Source organism: Hahella sp. HN01 (assembly GCF_018986435.1).
Taxonomy (GTDB): Bacteria; Pseudomonadota; Gammaproteobacteria; order Pseudomonadales; family Oleiphilaceae; genus Hahella.
The window spans coordinates 19,496-39,381 of the sequence record NZ_JAHMIN010000049.1; the positions used below are offsets into that span (position 1 = coordinate 19,496).

At 60.4% G+C, this 19,886-nt stretch carries 20 protein-coding genes and 1 riboswitch; of the genes, 16 read left to right on the top strand and 4 right to left on the bottom strand.

The genetic code is table 11. The features are described 5' to 3' along the window. Nucleotides 1-6: 6 nt before the first annotated feature. A complete protein-coding gene (gene cobD, locus KP814_RS29160; protein WP_216740073.1) occupies nt 7-1,095 on the bottom strand; it encodes a threonine-phosphate decarboxylase CobD in 1,089 nt (362 codons plus the stop codon). Continuing rightward, nucleotides 1,096-2,040 (bottom strand): adenosylcobinamide-phosphate synthase CbiB, encoded by a 945-nt coding sequence (gene cbiB / locus KP814_RS29165; protein WP_216740074.1) that lies wholly within the window; start codon nt 2,038-2,040, stop codon nt 1,096-1,098. A gap of 103 nt (nt 2,041-2,143) precedes the next feature. Continuing rightward, a riboswitch (cobalamin riboswitch) is annotated at nt 2,144-2,356 on the top strand. A gap of 24 nt (nt 2,357-2,380) precedes the next feature. Here cbiB and KP814_RS29170 point away from each other — a divergent pair. The 16 genes from KP814_RS29170 to KP814_RS29245 all read left to right on the top strand — a co-directional run bounded on the left by KP814_RS29170 (nt 2,381) and on the right by KP814_RS29245 (nt 18,688). Then, the gene (locus KP814_RS29170) at nt 2,381-2,557 is read left to right on the top strand and encodes a CbtB domain-containing protein (protein ID WP_083769893.1); all 177 of its coding nucleotides are present in this window, start codon (nt 2,381-2,383) and stop codon (nt 2,555-2,557) included. Nucleotides 2,558-2,678: 121 nt separating this feature from the next. Beyond that, nucleotides 2,679-3,482 (top strand): CbtA family protein, encoded by an 804-nt coding sequence (locus KP814_RS29175; protein WP_216740075.1) that lies wholly within the window; start codon nt 2,679-2,681, stop codon nt 3,480-3,482. A gap of 4 nt (nt 3,483-3,486) precedes the next feature. After that, nucleotides 3,487-5,226 carry an ATP-binding protein gene (locus KP814_RS29180; RefSeq protein WP_216740076.1) on the top strand — a complete coding sequence of 580 codons (1,740 nt, stop codon included), beginning with the start codon at nt 3,487-3,489 and terminating at the stop codon, nt 5,224-5,226. A gap of 19 nt (nt 5,227-5,245) precedes the next feature. Then, the gene (cobO, locus tag KP814_RS29185; RefSeq protein WP_216740077.1) at nt 5,246-5,845 is read left to right on the top strand and encodes a cob(I)yrinic acid a,c-diamide adenosyltransferase; all 600 of its coding nucleotides are present in this window, start codon (nt 5,246-5,248) and stop codon (nt 5,843-5,845) included. A gap of 33 nt (nt 5,846-5,878) precedes the next feature. Continuing rightward, a complete protein-coding gene (locus tag KP814_RS29190; protein ID WP_216740090.1) occupies nt 5,879-7,183 on the top strand; it encodes a cobyrinate a,c-diamide synthase in 1,305 nt (434 codons plus the stop codon). Between the two features lie 3 nt (nt 7,184-7,186). After that, the gene (locus tag KP814_RS29195) at nt 7,187-8,287 is read left to right on the top strand and encodes a cobalt-precorrin-5B (C(1))-methyltransferase (RefSeq protein WP_216740078.1); all 1,101 of its coding nucleotides are present in this window, start codon (nt 7,187-7,189) and stop codon (nt 8,285-8,287) included. Beyond that, a complete protein-coding gene (locus KP814_RS29200; RefSeq protein WP_216740079.1) occupies nt 8,284-9,156 on the top strand; it encodes a precorrin-6A/cobalt-precorrin-6A reductase in 873 nt (290 codons plus the stop codon). The genes KP814_RS29195 and KP814_RS29200 overlap by 4 nt, the downstream gene beginning before the upstream one ends. Further along, nucleotides 9,140-10,174 (top strand): sirohydrochlorin chelatase, encoded by a 1,035-nt coding sequence (locus tag KP814_RS29205; protein ID WP_216740080.1) that lies wholly within the window; start codon nt 9,140-9,142, stop codon nt 10,172-10,174. Before KP814_RS29200 ends, KP814_RS29205 begins: the two co-directional genes overlap by 17 nt. Nucleotides 10,175-10,180: 6 nt before the next feature. Beyond that, nucleotides 10,181-10,822 (top strand): precorrin-8X methylmutase, encoded by a 642-nt coding sequence (locus tag KP814_RS29210; protein ID WP_216740081.1) that lies wholly within the window; start codon nt 10,181-10,183, stop codon nt 10,820-10,822. Next, nucleotides 10,822-12,093, top strand: a complete 1,272-nt coding sequence (gene cbiE, locus KP814_RS29215; RefSeq protein ID WP_253938716.1) for a precorrin-6y C5,15-methyltransferase (decarboxylating) subunit CbiE — start codon at nt 10,822-10,824, stop codon at nt 12,091-12,093. Before KP814_RS29210 ends, cbiE begins: the two co-directional genes overlap by 1 nt. After that, nucleotides 12,090-12,812: a precorrin-2 C(20)-methyltransferase gene (cobI, locus tag KP814_RS29220; protein ID WP_216740082.1), complete on the top strand. Its 723-nt coding sequence runs from the start codon at nt 12,090-12,092 to the stop codon at nt 12,810-12,812. Before cbiE ends, cobI begins: the two co-directional genes overlap by 4 nt. Continuing rightward, nucleotides 12,809-13,585, top strand: a complete 777-nt coding sequence (locus tag KP814_RS29225) for a cobalamin biosynthesis protein (RefSeq protein WP_216740083.1) — start codon at nt 12,809-12,811, stop codon at nt 13,583-13,585. Before cobI ends, KP814_RS29225 begins: the two co-directional genes overlap by 4 nt. Beyond that, the gene (gene cobJ / locus KP814_RS29230) at nt 13,582-14,391 is read left to right on the top strand and encodes a precorrin-3B C(17)-methyltransferase (protein WP_216740084.1); all 810 of its coding nucleotides are present in this window, start codon (nt 13,582-13,584) and stop codon (nt 14,389-14,391) included. The genes KP814_RS29225 and cobJ overlap by 4 nt, the downstream gene beginning before the upstream one ends. Next, nucleotides 14,388-15,182 (top strand): precorrin-4 C(11)-methyltransferase, encoded by a 795-nt coding sequence (gene cobM / locus KP814_RS29235; protein ID WP_216740092.1) that lies wholly within the window; start codon nt 14,388-14,390, stop codon nt 15,180-15,182. Before cobJ ends, cobM begins: the two co-directional genes overlap by 4 nt. A gap of 932 nt (nt 15,183-16,114) precedes the next feature. Then, nucleotides 16,115-17,566 carry a hypothetical protein gene (locus KP814_RS29240; RefSeq protein WP_216740085.1) on the top strand — a complete coding sequence of 484 codons (1,452 nt, stop codon included), beginning with the start codon at nt 16,115-16,117 and terminating at the stop codon, nt 17,564-17,566. Nucleotides 17,567-17,818: 252 nt separating this feature from the next. Beyond that, nucleotides 17,819-18,688, top strand: a complete 870-nt coding sequence (locus KP814_RS29245; RefSeq protein ID WP_216740086.1) for a cytochrome c — start codon at nt 17,819-17,821, stop codon at nt 18,686-18,688. Between the two features lie 27 nt (nt 18,689-18,715). Here the strand turns inward: KP814_RS29245 and KP814_RS29250 are convergent, their stop codons facing one another. Beyond that, the gene (locus KP814_RS29250) at nt 18,716-19,117 is read right to left on the bottom strand and encodes a GNAT family N-acetyltransferase (protein WP_216740087.1); all 402 of its coding nucleotides are present in this window, start codon (nt 19,115-19,117) and stop codon (nt 18,716-18,718) included. 45 nt (nt 19,118-19,162) lie between these two features. Then, nucleotides 19,163-19,690: a MerR family transcriptional regulator gene (locus tag KP814_RS29255; protein WP_216740088.1), complete on the bottom strand. Its 528-nt coding sequence runs from the start codon at nt 19,688-19,690 to the stop codon at nt 19,163-19,165. Between the last annotated feature and the right edge of the window lie 196 nt (nt 19,691-19,886).

A 19,886-nucleotide genomic window follows, 5' to 3' on the forward strand; every position in this document is an offset into this window, starting at 1 on the left:
ATCTCCTTATCTGTCAGCGAGGGCGGCGGTCAGTCTCCCTGCGAGACCGGCGTCCTCCAAATCAAAAAGTCCAAACCGTAAATACGCCAGCTCCGCATTCACCCGCCAAAGGCGAATCAACACACCCCGCTGCGCGCAACGTTCGAAAATCCGCTCAGCCTGTGCTGTCGGCGTCAACAAGGAAACAAACAGCGGCGTGCGCCGGCACTCGAGCGCTTCCTTGAATACCGGCTGCGCCAGAATAAGCGTCTGCAGGTCGCGGCTCACTATGGAGAGCTTTTCTCGCATAGCGGTAATCCAAGCCTCATCGCGCAGCGCCCGGGTCGCCACATATTGCGCGGCGCTGTTCACTGTCCAGGGACCAAGCCGACGCTGCAACGCCTCCAGCCATTGAGGCGCGGCCGCCACAAAACCGAGACGCACTCCCGGCCATCCGAAAAACTTGCCGAATGAGCGCAACACCACAATGTTCTCCAGCAGTGTCTCGCCCAGCAGACTGGAATCTGTCTCCGCATCGGCGAAGGCTTCATCCACCACCATCAATGCGCCTGTGGATTGCAGACGCAGCGCCAACTCACGCAGCGCCGCCAATGGCGTCCTACGGGCGGCGGGGTTATTCGGATTAATCGCCACCAGGACGCGCAAGTTTTCTGTCTGCGCCAGACGCGCCGTCGCGCCCGCCAGATCTCCCGCAGGGTAATGAATAATTTTGAAGCCTTGACGACGCCAGTGATGCTCATGTTCGCGATAACCGACGTCCGGCAGCGCCGCCACGCCGGGGGCGCAACAGGTGGGCAAGTGTTGAATCGCCCATTGCGTACCGGGAATCGCCAGCAGGGAATCGGTCCCGTAGTAGGCGCTGGCGGCCTGTTGCAGCGCCGGATCGGGATAAGGCAGACGTCGAAACACCTCTGCCGGAATGCTTGTCAGCGGATAGGGAAAGGGACTGACGCCAGTGGACAGATCCAGCCAGTCATCAAGGGCGATACCGTAGCGTTGGCTGTACTTTTCCAGATCGCCGCCATGGACGGGAACCGGTTCTTCCGCCTGGAGCCCTGCATGGCCAGCCCCGTTATCGAAATCGCTCCCGTTCATTCAGACCACTCCCCACAACCACAACGCGCCCGTTCCCAAAGCGACCATCGCCGTCCACAACGCCAGAGAGCGATTGATGAGTCCACAGGCGCGTTCAATGGATTGCGCCGTGGCGGCGTCGCCGCAGCCCAGTGAAGGACGATACTGCAGACTGCCGTGATAGGTCGCCGCGCCGCCGAGTCGCACCCGCAGCGCGCCCGCGCCCGCCGCCATCACAGGTCCCGCATTGGGACTTTTCCAGTGTCCGCCCTGAGCGCGCCAGCATCGCAGGGCGCTGTCCAGCGCGCCGCAACAGGCGTAACTGAACGCCGTCAGTCGGGCGGGAACCCAATTCAACAGATCATCCAGCCGCGCCGACGCCCAGCCAAAATAGAAATAACGCGTGTTTTTATAGCCCCACATCGCATCCAGGGTATTGCTGAGGCGATACATCACCACACCGGGAACGCCGGCGAGCAGGAACCAGAAAATGGCGGCGAAGATGGCGTCGTTGCCATTCTCCAGGGCGGATTCCGTAGCGGCGGAGGCGATCTCCTCCTCCCCCAGTTCCGCCGTGTCGCGACTGACAATCATGGACAGACTGCGCCGCGCCGCCGCCGCGTCATGCCTGCGCAATGGCGCGGCCACCTGACGCACATGCTCCAGCAAACTGCGCCAGCCGATGGCGAGATAAAGCACGAAGGCGGAAAAGATAATGTGTCCCCAGGCGGAAGATTCGCTCCACTCGTTCGCCAGCCAGGCGAGCGCCGCCCAGGGCAGAATCGACGCCGTCACCGCCGCCGCGCCAAGCGCGCGGGTTGCTGTTGAAGAGAAGTCGGCGATGCGAATCGCTCCTTCCACCCAACCGGCGTAGCGCCCGAAACCAACCAAAGGATGCAGCCGGCGCGGTTCTCCCAACAGGGCGTCGAAAGTCAGGGCGAGGACAAGAATCAGCAATGTATCCATTGGTCAATATGCGCCAGGCTCGTGATGAGGCGGCCTATTCTCACCATGGTCCGCGCGCATTGCAACCCGCTAACTTGTTGACTTCCCCTGCGTTCAGCCAATAGCATATCCCGCTGACCAAGGTGCTCGACCGCGAGATAATCGGGAAATCTGGTGCGCGATACGCTAATCCAGTGCTGCCCCCGCAACGGTAATCGAAAGTAATTTGCTAACGCCACTGTGTCGTCAGTTTTGACATGGGAAGGCGCAAATGTTGTGTCGAAAATGCTTCGACCTTTCGTAAGCCCGGAGACCGGCCTTGCTTTATCCACTGCAGTTCGTACGGGTAGGTGCGCAGATCATGCAAACTAAAAATCTCTCTCTTCCATTGCTGGCTTCCAATAACGCAGCGCTACAACTTATCGGCGCCATGTGCTTCGGCGGACTGATTCTGTTCGCAGTGGGCTTTCTGTCCATGGATGCGGCTCACAACGCCGCTCACGACACCCGGCACGCGTTTGCTTTCCCCTGTCACTAACAGTTACTGAATTCTGAGGCCCTGCCAGGGCCAGACGTTCGCCTGTCCGTCTTGACGCCGCACCTCATGTGCGGCGCTTGCGCGCATAGCGACGTCACACCGCATTGCATGAGGAAGAGACATGTTGTTTCAGCGTATTATCCTGGCGTCGCTGCTGGTTGGCCTGTTGGCTGGCGGGCTGCTGAGCGCCGTACAACACTCCCAGGTCACCAGCATTATTCTGGAGGCGGAAACCTACGAAGGCGGCGAGGAGCCTGAACCGGTCGTAGTGGAAGAACACCAGCATGCGGCGGCGGACGCCCATCACTCCCATGAACACGAGCACGGGGGCGCTGAAGCTGGCGGCCATCACCACGGCGATGACGCCTGGGCCCCGGAAGACGGCGTGGAGCGCACACTGTACACCCTGCTCGCCAACGTGCTCGCCGGCATTGGCTTCAGTGCGCTGATGCTGGCTTGTATGTACTCCGCCAGACTCAGCGGCAAAGGCGGCGCAGGCTGGGGCGCGGGATTATTGTGGGGACTGGCGGGCTATGGCGTGTTCTTTGTCGCTCCCGCTCTGGGGCTGCCGCCGGAGATTCCCGGCATGCAGGCCGCCGCACTGGAAAATCGCCAGTTGTGGTGGATCGCCACCGCCTTTGTCACCGCGGTCGGTTTCGCCTTGCTGGCGTTCGCGCCGGGATGGAAAAAGCTGGGCGGACTGCCCCTGCTGATTATTCCCCACCTGGTCGGCGCGCCGCACACCAATGCGCCGGAATTCGCCGCCTCCAACCCACAGGCTCTGCAAGCGCTAGAGTCGCTGCATCACCAATTCATTACCGCCGCTACCCTGACCAACGCACTGTTCTGGGTGATCGTCGGGCTGGCCTGCGCCTGGTTCCTGCGCCGTTGGAGCAGCCAGGACGCCGCCCTGCAGGCGCGCTGAGTCAATGGACGTCGCCGCCCAACCTGCCCTCGCCGCCTATCCTTTCGTCGCGGTTGTCGGCCAGCAACCGCTAAAAACCGCGTTGCTGCTCGCCGCCATCAATCCCCATCTGGGCGGCGTATTGATCAGCGGTCCCCGCGGTTCAGCCAAGTCAACGCTGGCGCGGGGACTGGCGGATTTATTGCCCGAGGCGGCGGACAAGTTCGTCACCCTACCTCTGGGCGCGTCTGAAGAACGTCTGATCGGCAGCATCGACTTGCAACAGGCCATGGGCGAACGACGCGTACAATTTAATCCCGGCCTGTTGGCCAAAGCTCACGGCGGCGTGCTTTATATCGATGAAGTCAATCTGCTGCCCGATCCCTTGGTGGACGCCCTGCTTGATACGGCGGCCTCAGGCGTGAACTTTGTCGAGCGGGACGGCCTCAGTCACAGCCATCCGGCGCAGTTTATTCTTATCGGCACCATGAACCCGGATGAAGGCGAACTGCGCCCGCAGTTACAGGACCGTTTCGGTCTCGCCGTCACTCTGGATGAAACCTATGACGTTGAGCAGCGTATGGCTATCGTGGAGCGGCGTCTGGATTTCGAGCGGGACCGCGACGCGTTTCAGGCGCAGTGGCGCGAAGCCCAGCAGGAACTGCAAACCCGCATCGCCGCCGCCCGCCAACGTTTACCACAGGTTCTCTGCCCGACGGACATACAACGGGACATCGCCAGCCAGTGCCTCGCCGCTGGCGTAGAAGGCGTGCGCGCGGACATTTGCTGGCGCCGCGCCGCCATCGCCCACGCCGCCTGGAGCGGCCGCAACGAGGTCAGCGCCAAAGACGTAGAAGCGACGCGAGCATTCGCGCTTAGCCATCGCGCCAATCATCAGGATACGCCGCCGTCTTCGACCGGATCGCCCCCCTCACAAGGAGGCGGCGGAGACGCCAGCGGCTCAGGGGGGGCGTCACCCTCCTCGTCCTCTGGAACCTCCGGCGACTGGGGCGCCATGCCGCCGCAATTGATGGCGGCGGACAAGCCGGTAACGCCGCAACTGCCCGAGATTCCAACGCGACGTTCCCCGTCCTCTCGTCGCGACACACAGCGCGGCGGCGCGGAGCAACGCCAGGGCGCGGCCCTCGGTCGCGCACAACGCAGCCGGCAGGCGCTGTCCTCACGCCCTGACTGGTTCGCCACGCTGGTCCATCCCGACAATTGGGACAACGGGTTGCGCGAAATACGTTATCAACCCCGTCGCCAGAGTCGCGACACCCTGAACTGCGTCTTGCTGGACACCTCCGCCTCCACCCTGAGTCAACGCGCGCTGGCGCAGGCGAAAGGGGTGATTCTGGGACTGGCCCGACAAGCCTATCTGGCGCGGGAAAAACTGGCCGTGCTGGCGTTTGGCGCGCAGCGCGCAGAGTGGGTGATCCCCTGCCGGCGCGCGCCCAAAGATATCGCCGCCCTGCTTAACGATCTTCCCGCTGGCGGCGGCACGCCGCTGCGACAGGCGCTGCTGCATGCGCGCCAACTGCTGGCGCGCCAAACCCGCGCCAACCCGCATCTGACCTGCCGTACGTTGCTGCTGACTGACGGGCGCAGCCGCGATCCGCTGGACGATCTGACCTGGGATTCGCCTCTGTGGGTGGTGGATACCGAGCAGACCGCCGTCAGACTCAATCGCTGCCGACAACTGGCGCAACGCCTCGGAGCCGCTTACGCCCCGCTGGCCGCTGTGCGCGCCGCCCTGGAACACTAACGCCTCGGAGATACGACTGATGCTGGACGAGAACGAAAAACACCGCCGTCGCATGGCCAACAAGAAGCGCATCATTGACGAGCGCATCGCGCAAGCCCAGGAAGAGCGCGGCGTGCTGATCCTGCTCAAGGGCAATGGCAAAGGCAAAAGCAGCTCCGCCTTCGGCACCATGGCGCGTTCCCTCGGCCACGGCCATCGCTGCGCGGTGATTCAATTTATAAAAGGCAGAGACGCCACCGGCGAATTTCTGTTTTTCAAAGATCATCCCCGGGTGGACTTTCACGTCATGGGACATGGCTTCACCTGGGAAACCCAGGATCGCGAGCAGGACATCGACGCCGCCCGTCAGGCCTGGGCCCTGGCGGAGCAACTGCTGACGGACGGCAGCTATGATTTTCTGCTGTTCGACGAGTTGAGCTACATGGTCAAGTACGGCTACCTGCCGGTGGAGCCGATGGTCAAGGCGCTGCAAAGCCGCCCCCAGCACCAGAACGTGATGATTACCGGGCGCACGATGGCGACGGAGTTGCAGGACATCGCCGACACCATCAGTCAGGTGCAGGATGAGAAGCATGCGTTCCGTTTGGGCGTGAAAGCGCAAGCGGGTATCGAATTTTGATGATGAGTGAAGATTGATGGAGAAAGCGCACTGATGCAGGCCCGTTGTCCCGCTCTGTTTATTTCCGCCATGGCTTCCGGCCAGGGCAAAACCACCGTCACCGCCGCCCTGGCGCGCTATCATCGCAATCAGGGACGCAAGGTGCGCGTCTTCAAGACCGGTCCGGATTACCTTGATCCGCAGATTTTGCAGATAGCTTCCGGCGCGCCGGTGGAGCCGCTGGATCTGTGGATGGCGGGTGAAGAATATTGCCGCGACCAGCTCTATCGCGCCGCCCGCGAAGCCGACCTGATCCTGATCGAAGGCGCTATGGGTTTGCTGGACGGCGAGCCCAGCAGCGCCGACCTCGCGGCCCGCTTCAACCTTCCCGTCGCCGTCGTGATCAACGCCAAAGGCATGGCGCAGACCACCGCCGCAGTGGCCTATGGACTCGCCAATTACCGGCGCGATTTCCAGTGTGTGGGCATTATCGCCAACGCCCTCGGCAGCGAGCGTCACCTATCGCTTATCGCCGAGAGCCTGCCCTCGCAGGTGCCCTTGTTGGCCGGAATATTTCGCGATGACGCCATCGCCCTGCCCGAGCGGCATCTGGGTCTGGTGCAGCCTTATGAGCAGCAGGGACTGGAGCAGCGTCTGGATCAGGCCGCCGCCGCCATCGCCCATACGCCGCTGGCCAATTTGCCCGCCGCGGCCACGTTCAAACCCGCGCTGACGCCCGCCGTCAGACCGATGCTCGCGGGAGTGCGCATCGCCGTCGCCCGGGATGCGGCGTTCAGCTTTATCTACGCCGCCAACCTGCGTCTGTTGCAGGAAATGGGCGCGGAGGTGTTGTTCTTCTCTCCTCTTGAGGACAGCGAACCACCGCCTGCGGATGCGTTGTGGCTGCCCGGCGGCTATCCGGAGCTGCACGCCGAGCGCCTGTCCGCCAATCAGGCCATGAAAGCGGCGCTGAAACGTTTTTATATGGACGGTCGTCCAATGCTCGCTGAATGCGGCGGCATGCTGTATGCGCAGGAAACGCTCACCGATCAGCAGGATCGTATTTTCGCCATGGCCGGACTGATTCCCGGCGCAGGGGAGATGCGCGCCAAGCGCGGTTGTCAGGGCATGCAGACAGCGCCTTTGCCGGAAGGCGACGTGCGCGCTCACGCCCATCATCACTCCCGCAGCCACGGAACCCTGCCGCCCATCGCCTATGGCCGCCGTCAGCGTCATCCCGCTCCCGGTGAAGTCATTGTGCGCAGCAAAGGCCTGACCGCCACCTATTTGCACCTGTTCTTCCCTTCCAATCCCGGCGCCGTGGCCAACTTGTTCCGGCCGGGCGCTATGGAAGTCTGAGGCATGTGGCGGGAGAGCCCCGAACGCCAGCAGCCGCTGCGCACAGGCCTGACCACCGGGACCTGCGCCACCGCCTGCGCCCTCGCCGCCGCCCGCCTGCTGCTGACCGGAAAATCCTGTGACGAATGCGAAGTCACTTTGCCGAAAGGCAAGAAAGTGCGTCTGCCCATCGCCGAGTGCCGCCGCCTCGACCTGCACAGCGCTTACGCCGTCACCGTTAAGGACGCCGGCGACGACCCTGACGTCACCCATGGCGCCCGTGTGTTCGTCATCGCCAGCCTGGGAACCGGCGCAGGAGAAGTGCGCTTCTCCGCCGCCGACGGCGTCGGTACGGTGACTCGCGATGGTTTGTCCCTGGCGGTAGGCGAACCCGCTATCAATCCAACGCCGCGCCGCATGATTCGCGAACATCTGCTGGAACTGGCGGACGAGTGCGCCTACAACGGCGCTTTCGACGTGGCGGTCGGCGTGGAGAATGGCGCCGCCCTGGCGCAAAAGACCATGAATCCGCGCCTGGGCATTGTGGGCGGGCTCTCCATTCTGGGAACCACCGGCATCGTGCGGCCGTTTTCCTGCTCCGCCTATATCGCCTCCATCCATCAGGGCGTGGACGTGGCCCGCGCCAACGGTTACGACCACATCGCCGCCTGCACCGGCAACGCCAGCGAAGACTACGCGCGCCGTCACTACGGCCTGCCGGACATGGCGTTGATAGAAATGGGCGATTTCGCCGGAGCCCTGTTGAAATACCTGCGCCGCACGCCTTTGCGCCGACTCACGCTGGTGGGCGGTTTCGGCAAGATCAGCAAACTCGCCTGCGGACACCTGGATCTGCACAGCAAGGCCTCGGAAATAGATCTGGGCTTCCTCGCCGACGCCGCCGAATCCCTGGGCGCCGCGCCGGACACCCTGGCCGCCATGCGCGCCGCCAACACCAGTATCGAAGCGTTGCGTCTGGCCGGCGACCTGCCCCTGGGCGATTTGATCTGCCGTCGCGCCTGGGAAAAAGCCGCCTACACCATGCATAACAGCATGCAGCTGGAGGTGGTGGCGATTGATCGTCAGGGCCTGCCGGTGGGCGCCTACGCGGGAGAAGACTTATGACCTTGCTGATTCTCGGCGGCGTGCGCGACGCAAAACTTTGCGCAGACCGACTGCACGCCCAGGGCGTCCCGCTGGTTTACAGCCTCGCGGGACTCCTGGAGCGCCACGACGCCCCCTACCCGATTATCAGCGGCGGCTTTGCGCGCTTCGGCGCAGACAGCGTCAGCGGTCTGGAGAACTACCTCCACGACCATCAGATCACGGCGGTGGCGGACCTGACTCACCCTTACGCAGCAACGATTTCTTCCAGCGCCGTCCGAGCGGCGCGGCGCTGCGAGACTCCCTGCTGGCGCTATCAACGCCCGCCCTGGCGGCCGGGACCTCAGGATCGCTGGATCGAGACGGACGGCGGCGACGATCTGCTGCGCCGCCTTGAAGATTACCGACGGCCGTTTTTCACCCTGGGGCGCAGCGCCTTTCCATTGCTGGCGCAGGCGGAGTCTCTGGGGCAGCCGGCGGAGCAGCGCTGGCTCATTCGCTCCGCGTTGCCGGCGCCCGCCATGCTCGTCTCCCGAGACGACCTGGATTTCATTCAGGCGCGCGGGCCGTTCGCGCTGCAAGAAGAGAGAGATCTGTTCGACGCCTTCAACGTGGACGCCCTGGTCTGCAAAAACAGCGGCGGCGCAGCCACTGAGGCCAAACTGCAGGTCGCCGCAGAGCGGGGCTTGCCGGTGTTCATGCTGCGGCGTCCGCCAACACCTGCGGCGACACGGGAATTTGACGATCTGGAGCGCTTTATCGAGCACTGCGCCGCCATGACGCTCCCGTTTCGCCCACTGGATCAAACCTATAACAAACACTCTGATAGAGGGCCTTCCTGCGCCCGAGACAGCACACGAGAGGAAAACGATCATGTCCAACAGCGATAAACCCGCCATTTTATTTGTCGGGCACGGTTCTCGCGATAACGAAGCCGTGGAGCAGTTTCATCAGCTGACCAAACATTTTCGCGAACGCTTTCCGGATCGCCTTTGCGCCACCGGTTTTCTGGAGTTCGCCCGCCCGGTCATCGCCGACGGCGTGGATGAGCTGGTGAAACAGGGCGCCACCCGTATCAGCGCCATTCCCGGCATGCTGATGGCGGCGGGCCACGCCAAGAACGACATTCCCAGCGAACTCAACACGCTGCAAAGAGAGTTCGAAGGCGTCAGCATCAACTACGGCGCAGAACTTGGCGTGAATCCCAACATGCTGCGCGCCGCCCGCGACCGCATCGAGGAGGCGGAGCCGGAATTCGGCGAAGGCTACTCCCGCCAGGATACCCTGCTGGTGGTGGTGGGGCGCGGCGCTTCCGACCCCGACGCCAACTCCAATATCAGCAAGATCACGCGCATGCTGGAGGAAGGCATGGGCTTCGGCTGGGCCATCACCTGCTACAGCGGCGTCACCACACCGCTGGTTCCCGATGCGCTGAAGCGCGCCCACAGGCTGGGCTTCAAGCAGGTCATCGTATTCCCCTACTTCCTGTTTACCGGACGTCTGGTGAAAAAGATCTACGACTGGGCCGACAGCTATCAGTCCGAATATCCCGACGTGAAAGTAGTGAAAGCGCCTTACCTCAATGATCATCCGTTGATCCTGGATACGTTCGCCGATCGCCTGGAAGAGATCGAAAAAGGCAGCCCGAACATGAATTGCCAGATGTGTCAGTACCGGGTGCAGATCGTCGGCAACGAGCACAAGGTGGGTCTGCCGCAGGAAGGCCATCATCATCACGTGCGCGGCATCGGCACCGATGGCGAACACAGTCATCATCACGATCACCACCATCATCATGACCACCATCACGGCCATGGCCATCACCACCACGGGCATCACCACCACGGGCATCACCACAGCCATGATCACGCTGATCACAGTCATGACCATGATGAGGAGAAATCCTGAGGGGCTATGCACTTCGACTACGAAAAAGATCCCCTGGCCATTGAACGGGAAAGTTTCCGCCAGATTCGTGAGCTGACCGACCTGACCTCACTGACTCAGGACGAGGCTCAGGTGGCGATGCGCCTGATCCACAGTTGCGGCGATCCGCAGATCATGGCGCAGTTGCGCTTCACTCCCGGCGCCGTGGAGGCGGGACTCTCCGCTATTCGCGTTGGCGCGCCGGTGCTGTGCGATGTGGAAATGGTGCGCCACGGTCTCACCAAACGCATGCTGGAGACGCCCGCTCACTGCTTTTTGAATGCGCCGGAAACGCCGGATTTGGCCAAGGCTCGCGGCGAAACCCGCTGCATGGCGGCGCTGGAATTGTGGCGTCCTCTGCTGGCGGATAGCGTCGTGCTGATCGGCAACGCGCCCACCGCCTTGTTCCGTTTACTGGAAATGGTGCGCGACGGCGCTCCCAAACCGGCGCTGGTCATCGGCATGCCGGTAGGATTCGTGGGCGCGGCGGAATCGAAGGACGCGCTCTGGCGTCATTGCGACGAACTTGGTTTGCAAGCGATCGCCTTACTGGGACGACAGGGCGGCAGCGCCCTCACCGCCTCCGCCTTCAACGCGTTATTGCGCATCAGCCGGGGAATTTACTTCTGATGAGTCAGTTCGCCTTGCATCGCCCTTTGGTGCATGTCATCAGCCTGGGAGTCGGCGAACGCGCCCTGCTGGGCGCAGCGGCGCAGGAAGCCTTGCGTCGCGCCGACCTGATCATTGGCTCTGAACGACAGTTGCAAACCGTGGCGAGCTATCCGTCCCAAGGCCGCACTGCGCCGCTGCCTTCTCCCTTCAGCGGACTGCTGGAGTTGCTAAGCAGCGATAGCGAACAGGAGATCGCCCTGCTGGCGTCCGGCGACGCGCTGTTTTTCGGTGTCGGCAACTGGCTCAACCGCAATCTGCCACCATCGCAGCTGCGTTTCTACCCGCAGATTTCCAGCGTTCAGGCCGCCTGTCATGAAGTCGGGCTGGATGAGCATGACATGCAGGTGATCAGCCTGCACGGACGTCCGTTCGCCAGTCTGCGCGCTCAGCTGCGCAATCGCCGCCGCTATGCGCTGCTGACGGACCAGCACAGTCATCCTCAGGCGATCGCCCAGGCCTTGCAGGCATGGGGGATGCAGAATTCGACGTTGTGGGTGTGCGAGCAACTGGGTTATCCCGAGCAACGCATTCGCGAGTTTTCCGTTGCGGAACTGCTCGCTTCACCACCGGACGTCCACGCCCTGCATGTGACGCTGCTGCAGACCGCTGGTCCGGGCGGCGTCCTGCCTGAATTTCCCGGTATGGCGGACCAGGATTTCCATACTGACGGCGAGCCCGGCAAAGGCATGCTCAGCAAGCGTGAAGTGCGTCTGTGCATCCTGTCTTTGCTACAGCCTTGCGCCGATGATATCGGCTGGGACGTCGGCGCCGGTTGCGGCGGCGTGGCGGTGGAGTGGGCGCGCTGGAACCCGCGGGGACAGGTTTACGCCATCGAGCGCCACGAAGAGCGCTTGCGCCAGTTGCAGCGCAACCGCGAACACTTTGGCGTCATGCGTAACCTGCACGTTGTGGCGGGACGGGCGCCGGACGCCCTGGCGGACCTGCCTCGCCCCAATGTCGTGTTCATCGGCGGCAGCGATGGCGAGATGGATACGCTGCTGCGTCACTGCTGGGAACAGCTTCCCCCTGGCGGACGCCTGGTGGTCAGCGCGGTCACTGAGGATAGCAAAAGCCGTCTGTTGCAGTTTCAAACGCGCCTGCAGGACGGCGACGCCGAATGGACGCAAATCGCCGTCAGCCGGGGGGAGCCCCTGGCGGGACAATTATTGATGCGACCGCAATTGCCGGTCACGTTAGTCAAGTTCAGCAAACGGACATTTTCTTCATGACGACTCCCATTTCCACCGGCGTGTTTTTCGGCGTCGGCGTCGGCCCCGGCGACCCGGAGCTGCTGACGCTGAAAGCCGTACGCCGTCTGCAGCAGGCGGATGCGCTCGCATACATCGTCAACAGCGACGACCATTCCCTGGCCAAGCAAATCGCATCGCCACATCTGCGCACTGAGGCGCAAACGCAACTGCCGATTCGCATCGAAATGTGCAGCGACCGGCGGCAGGCGGAACAGGCTTATGATGAAGCCGCCGCCAGCATCGCCCGCTTGCTGGATCAGGGTCTGGATGTGGCGTTTCTGTGCGAAGGCGACCCACTGTTTTACGGTTCCTTCGCCTATCTGTTGGCGCGTCTCGCATCGCATTATCCCTGCGTTTCCATTCCCGGGATCAGCTCGCCCCAGGCCGCCGCCTCCGCCACCTTGCTGCCCCTGGCGTTGCAGCACGAGAACCTGGCGGTGATCAGCGCCCGCTGTCCGGATGCGCAGCTTCTCGACGCCCTGTCCCGCTTCGATAATCTGGCGATCCTCAAGGGCGGACGCAAACGCAGTCGGGTACTGGAACTGATCGCCGCCACCGGCCGCACCCGGGACGCGGTGTATCTTGAGCACCTCACCCAGACCCAGCAGCGCGTCGTGCGCGACGTGACCACGCTGGATGACGAGCCCGGCCCTTATTTCTCCATGTTTCTGGTGTGTCGCCGCAAGGGGGCGCAATGACGGCGATTATCGCCCTGACCCCGGCGGGACGCGCTCTGGCGGAGCGATTGCAGGTCTTGTCGCCAACGCCAATGGCGCTGCATTACAAGCCCAAACCCTTTCAGGAAACGGCGCAGAGCCTGTTTCAGCAGGGCGAGCCGCTGATCTTTATCTGCGCCGCCGGCATTGCCGTGCGCACCCTCGCGCCGGTATTGCAGGACAAGTATCAGGACCCGCCTGTGCTGGTGCTGGATGAAAACGGACGTTTCGTCATTCCACTGCTTTCCGGCCATGAAGGCGGAGCCAATGAATGGGGACGCCAGATCGCGGAACGCCTCAACGCCCAACTCGCGCTGACCACTGCACAGCCCTATCTGGAGCCGGTGTATGCGCTTGGCATGGGGTGTGAGCGGCATTGTCCGCTGGAGGCGCTGGAAGATTTGGCGGATCAATGTCTCGCCCAGATGGGACTGATCTCATCGCAGATTCACACCCTCGCCTCCATCGATATCAAAGCGGATGAAGTGGGACTGATCGAACTCGCCCGCCGCCGCAACTGGACGTATCAGACCTGGAGTCCGGCGCACTTATCCGCGTTCGAGGGACAGTTGACGCAGAAGTCCGACATCGTATTCAGGGAAACCGGCGTTTACGGGGTGGCGGAAGCCGCCGCCCTCGCCTCCGCCGCCCGACTGAGCGGCGCGCCAGCGGAACTGGCGCTGCCCAAACACAAAAACCGACGCGCTACCTGCGCCGTCGCCCGCAGCTATTTATCGCGGAAGACAGAAGAATGAAACGACTTTACGTACTGGGCTCCGGCCCAGGTTCGGAACTGATGATCACGCCCCAGGTGGAGCAGGCCATCGCCGCCAGCAGCGATCTGGTGGCTTATGGCCTGTATCTGGAGCTGCTGGGTGAGCGCACCCAGGACAAGACCTTGCACGACCTGCCCCTGGGCGAGGAAATCGAGCGCGCCCGGCTGGCCCTGAATCTGGCCGCCGCCGGCAAGCCCACGGCGTTGATTTCCAGCGGAGACATCGGCATTTTCGCCATGGCGACCCTGGTGTTCGAGCTGCTGGAGCGCCAGCTCAGCGGCGCCGAAACAGGCGCGGACGATCATGACTGGCGTCAGGTCGACATTCAGGTCATGCCCGGCGTCAGCGCCATGCAGGCCGCCGCCGCCAGCATGGGCGCCGCGCTGGGCCATGACTTTTGCGCGGTGTCCCTGTCTGATTTGCTGACGCCCTGGGAGACTATCGAGACCCGTATTCGCGCCGTCGCGGCGGCGGATTTCGTCATCGCCTTCTACAACCCGGTCTCCCGCAAACGCCGCTGGCAGTTGGCTCGCGCCAAGGAACTATTGTTACAGCGACGTCCCGCCGACACGCCGGTAATACTGGGCCGCAACCTGACCCGTCAGGACGAGCGCGTCAGCGTCTGCACGCTGGCGGAGCTGGATGTGGAGCAAGTGGACATGCTGACCCTGGTGCTGGTGGGAAGCAGCGCCACTCGCTGCTTTCAGAATGGAGACAAGCAATGGGTGTATACGCCGCGAGGCTACGCCCGCAAGCTCACCCAACCAGAGAGCGTCGCGCCATGACCGTGTATTTTATCGGCGCCGGCCCCGGCGACCCGGATCTGCTGACCATCAAGGGACAGCGCATCATCCAACGCAGCCCGGTCATTCTTTACGCTGGTTCGCTGGTGCCGGAGGAAATCCTGGCGCAGGCGAACGCTGCGGCGGAGATCACAGACACCGCGCCCCTGAATCTGGATGAAATTCTGGAACTGATCGTCAACGCCCATGCGCGCGGACTGGATGTGGCGCGGATTCATTCCGGCGATCCATCCATCTATGGCGCTATCGGCGAACAAATACGTCGACTGCAAGCGCTGGCGATTCCCTTTGAAGTCATTCCCGGCGTCACCTCAACCAGCGCCGCCGCCGCCATGCTGGGCAAAGAGCTGACGTTATCCGGAGTCTCCCAGACCGTCATCCTGACCCGCTACGCCGGCAAGACGCCCATGCCCGAGCAGGAGAACCTCGTCTCTCTGGCGCAACATGGCGCAACCCTGGCGATACATCTGGGCGTCACCCGCCTGCATCAGATTGTCGAGGACCTGACGCCGCATTACGGCTCAGACTGTCCCGTCGCAGTATGTTATCGGGTGGGCTGGCCCGATCAGCAACATATCCTGGGCACGCTAGCGGATATCGTGGAGCAAGTGCGCGCCGCCAAAATCACCCGTACCGCGTTGATTCTGGTGGGACGAGTGCTGGCCAGCGACGACTTCAACGAGTCTTATCTGTACGACGCGGCGCAGGCCCATATCTATCGCCCCAAGGTCAAACCGGCGACGCCGCGGAAAGTGCGCCGCACTCAGGCGTAGAATACAGTAGCGGCCTGGTCAGGCGGAAAAGACGTTCACCTGGCGACGCCGCTACTTTTCGAGGTTAAATAACGCAACTTCCTTTAGAGAAAACGAAACATTCATCACCACYCCCCAAACAGACTTRAAMCCCACCGCCATAATGTGACAAACATCACATTTGTACATTAAACATATATAACTAATTCATTCCTGATCTCGCCTTCGTGAAAGTCTATTTTCACTTCCAGTTGTTCATTCTTTCTTTAGACTTCTGGTCAGACAAAGAATGGACCACGCCAAACATTTTCAGTCATCACGAAAAAGAGATATAAATACAAAATCAATTTAATAACAGCAACTTAAACATAAATAAAACTTTTAAATAAGAAACATCTAATTAAATAAAAAGTTAATTAGTCAGGTATATTTAACGAGTACGACAAGAGTCAAACAACCTTTAAAGGTCTAACCCATAAGACCAAGCAACAATTACTTATAAGCCTCTTACCCGCCTATATTCAACGGATTTAAGAAACAGGTGTATAAATACCTAGTTCTCCAGCCAAAACAAGTTTGCTACCTTCGAAACAACGACGGATTAGTCCCGCGACAGATAACTGAACTCTATGTTTTTCCTTAATAAATACTTAGGAAAACCAACGGTGTTGGATCACAGTGGTTTGTCGCAACCAAGGAACTGAACCGCCGGACGGTATGCGGGAGTCCGCATCGCTCTGGTAATCCAATCTCATGCCGAACAGAGCGGGAGTTCTTCGTCATACCGGACCGCGCCCAGCCGCAAAGTGTAGTCGGTCCAGCAGTTTATTGATCAGTCTTGAGCGTCAGGTACGGTTGATTCGAGCGTCTTGAAAATTAGCGCCTGCAATCGGGGTCCCCTCCCCAGCGGGCGAGTTATCGCGCATTCAGCATTAAATAAGGAGAACTAAATAATGCCTAGCGATTTAATTTCGTACGACGAATGGATGAAGCGGACTGCAGCCACGGGCAAGCCACGCAGTCGCCTCCTTAAACAGCTGGACAGCCACATCAAATCCTACGAGATGTTCGGCGGTGGCGCCGAAAGATGGTATCTGAATCAGAAGCTGGAGGAGTGGAAGAAGAGCAAGGGTCCCAACGGCGAATGGCGTAATAGCGTGCGCAACCGACACGGCGCCATTGAAGAGCTCAGTAAAAAGATGGCCGGACAAGGCCCTGAGCTGAACGACCTCAAAAAGGTTTATCAACGCGATCTGGATCACGCCCGGTTGGGAGCCGTCTACCTCTGGTCCCACACTCATTTGCACGACACGCTGATCAGCGCCTTCGCCGCCGGAGCCATCAACATTGCTTCCGCCGGCATGCGCATGCACTCGGAAATCCTTACTTCCCACGGCCATACAGCAGCAGCCCAGAGTTTGACCAGCAAACGGGTGAACATGGGCTACGTGATGCTGCCGGGGCAAAAGATCATCGAAGCGGTGGAAGGGTCCGGTTATCTGGCGGAAACCGGCGCCAGTCGTAATGTATTCATGAAAGCGCTGCACTGGATTGAAGACTATTGCCGCAAACTGGTGGATGCGTTGAAGTCCAAGTTCAAAGACAAGGTGTCGCTGTCCATGACCGCCATCAAAACGGTCATCAAGGCGATTGTAGTGAAGTTCGCCTCCTCCGCCGCTCCTTACGTGGCAGGCAGTATGGACGTTTTCAAAGGCCTGGTGAACACCACCGATCACGCCGTCACAGCGGTCACTACCTGGTGGCGCGGACGTGGCGTGAATGTGCTGGAAGGCCATCCCCAGGTGATTTGCGACGCCCTGCGCATGCAGATGTGCAAAGGCATGGGCGCGGGTCTTTACGATGCGCTCAAAGGCGCGTTTTCCGCTTCCACGTTCATCATCGGCGGCATTACCGGCGCGGTGATGAATCTGGTGTTCACCTGTCTGGAAACCGTCACCCTGTTCATCTTGCGTTTGCGTGAAATCGCCCATATTCGCCACTTCTGCAAAGAGGCGCGCTCGCACTGGAACGTTTACATCGGCTCGGGCAAAACCCGCGGCGTGCACCAGAACCCCATCCGCTTCAAGGATTGGTTCGAAGGCTATGTGGACAAGTCCGCCCTGATCGCCGCCTTCACGCTGAACAGCGGCATTTGCGGCGACAAGATGCACTTCCTGAATATGTTCCGCGATAACGGCTATGTGATTTCTCAGTATGAGTTTGACCGTGGCGTGAAGTACGTGGATACGTTGAAGACCTTCGCGGCGGAGTACATTGGCAAGCAGAGTTATCTGTTCCACTCCAGCGACAAAATGGTCAATGGGTTGCTGGATAACGCCAAGAACTTCAATAACGGCGAGCATGGCAAGTTCCGGGAAATCCTGCTGAAAGTAGCTAACGCCTGACGCTCATCAGGTCGGCCCCCGCGCCGGCCTTTATCCTCCCGTCCTGTTCGCAGCCAGACTGCGAATTCACGCCCTGGCATATCCAGATTATCGCCTGCCAAAGCCTTCCCCCTACCCAGGCTGTTTCATCTTGTTTATCAGCCTGTTAACGAGTAATTTTAGCTCTGCGTCGGCGCCTTCGGGTCGGTCCTGCTGTGTCCGCCGCGCAACCTCAAGTTCAGGAAGCATAATTAAAAAATAATAGGATCAAGTATGAACAAATCATTTTTGCCGATAATTCTGGGCGTATTGCTGGCCGCGCTGCATTCGCTGAGTTACGCCAGGAGCGAAGCGGGGTTCACCATCCGCGCCGGGGATAAGGAGGCGCACTGGAGCAAAAGCCAGTTACTGAACCATCCCGCCAGACAAGTGCTCAATATCCCCCTTCTCAATTATCCCGACCAAAACATCTCCATTAACGCCGTTCCCATCTCCATGTTATTGCAGGACATGGACCTGACCGACGCCTCCGTGCTCATTTTCACCTGCCTCGACGGCTATTCTGGCGTGCTGGAGAAGAAGTATCTGCTGAATGACGACCCTGACGCCGCCCGCGCCTATCTGGCGATTGAACCCGATGATAAGAAGTGGCCGCCACTACCCAAGGGCGCTAACACGTCCAAACAAAGCGCCGGGCCTTTCTACCTCGTGTGGAGCAATCCGGAGAAGTCCGCCATTCCTCCTGAATTCTGGCCCTATCAGCTGAGTTCGCTGGACGTGGAGGATGACTTCGCGCGCATCTTTCCGGCGCTTCTTCCTTCCGGCCATCTCGCCGCCAACGATCCCGCGCGCAAAGGCTTTCAGGTGTACAAAGCGCGCTGCATGCACTGCCATCAGATCAATGGCCAGGGCGCCGCGAAACTGGGACCGGACCTGAACCAGCCGATGAACCCCACGGAGTACTTCAATGAAACCGCGCTCAAGCAGTTCATCAAAGACCCCACCTCCGTGCGCAAGTGGTCCGATATGAAAATGGTATGGGTGAAGGACAACATCTGGGAAGACGAGGAAATCGACGACCTCATCGCCTATCTGAAGCACATGGCGGAGAGAAAACCGGATACGAAACAGGCCTCTAACTGAGGCCTGAGATAATCTGACGCGGGCAGGTTAGCGCCCTTTAACGATGTACATGCCTTCGCTGCCGGGACGCGTCAGCTTGAAACCAAAGCGGGTGTAGAGTTCCGGCACATCCGCCATCAGCGTGATATAAGCCCCGTCCGGGGCTTCCCGTTGCAAGTACGCCATGATGCTTTCCATAACCTTACGCCCAAGCCCTTTGCCTTGATGCGCCGGGTCCACCGCGACGTCGACAATCTCAAAATTCAGCGCGCCGTCGCCGACTACACGTCCCATGCCGACGCAGGTATCCCGCAGCATCACGCACACGCCGAACAAACTGCGCGGCAACCCTTTCACCGCCGCGTCCCGAGGTCTTAAGGACAAACCAGAGATTTGACGTAAACGCATGAAATCATCCACTTCCGCGACTTTCTCAACCACTTCGTACATGCAACTTCCTTACAGATTCCTTTTAAGTTTCGAACAACGTCGGACTTATCCTCCATTGCGCGACCAATGCCGAATCGTTTCGATTTCTTCCGCCGGTATGCCCAGGGATTCCAAAAAATCCTGATGCGCTTCCGGCGACATGGATTCAAACTCCACATGCCATTGCCGCATGGCCGCTTCATCCAACCCCACCGCCGCCAGCATGGCCACCCAGCCCTGCTTGTCGATAATACGGCTTTTCTTACGCCCCCGCTCAGTCTTCAGGATAGTGGCGATGACTTGTTGCTGGGCGCGCAGGCGCTGTATTTCCCGGTTAATCGACTGTAGACGCTGCTCAAGAATCGCCTGCACGCCGTCATGGGGTTGCGCCAGCACGTCGGTAATGTTTTCCAGGGGCAACCCCGCCTCGCGATAAAACGCGATCTTCTCCATCCTGCTGAAATCCGCCTCGGAATACAGCCGATAATTGGCCTCGCTCCGTGCGCTGGGACTCAGCAGCCCGATAGAGTCGTAATACAGCAATGTACTGCGTGATATGCCAAATTTACGCGCCATCTGACCAATGGTGTACATGCATCCGCCTCATCATTTTGCCGTTCAATTAAAGCGGTCATAACGACCGCTTTGTGTTTCTATTAACCTGGCATCGATATAGGTATGATACACTACCCATATGATTATAGAAGACGCTCGCTCATTACCTGCCGCAGCGCAGGAAGAAAAAAGAAAACAGGCCGTGCGACTGCGCAAGCAGGGGTATAGCTATCAG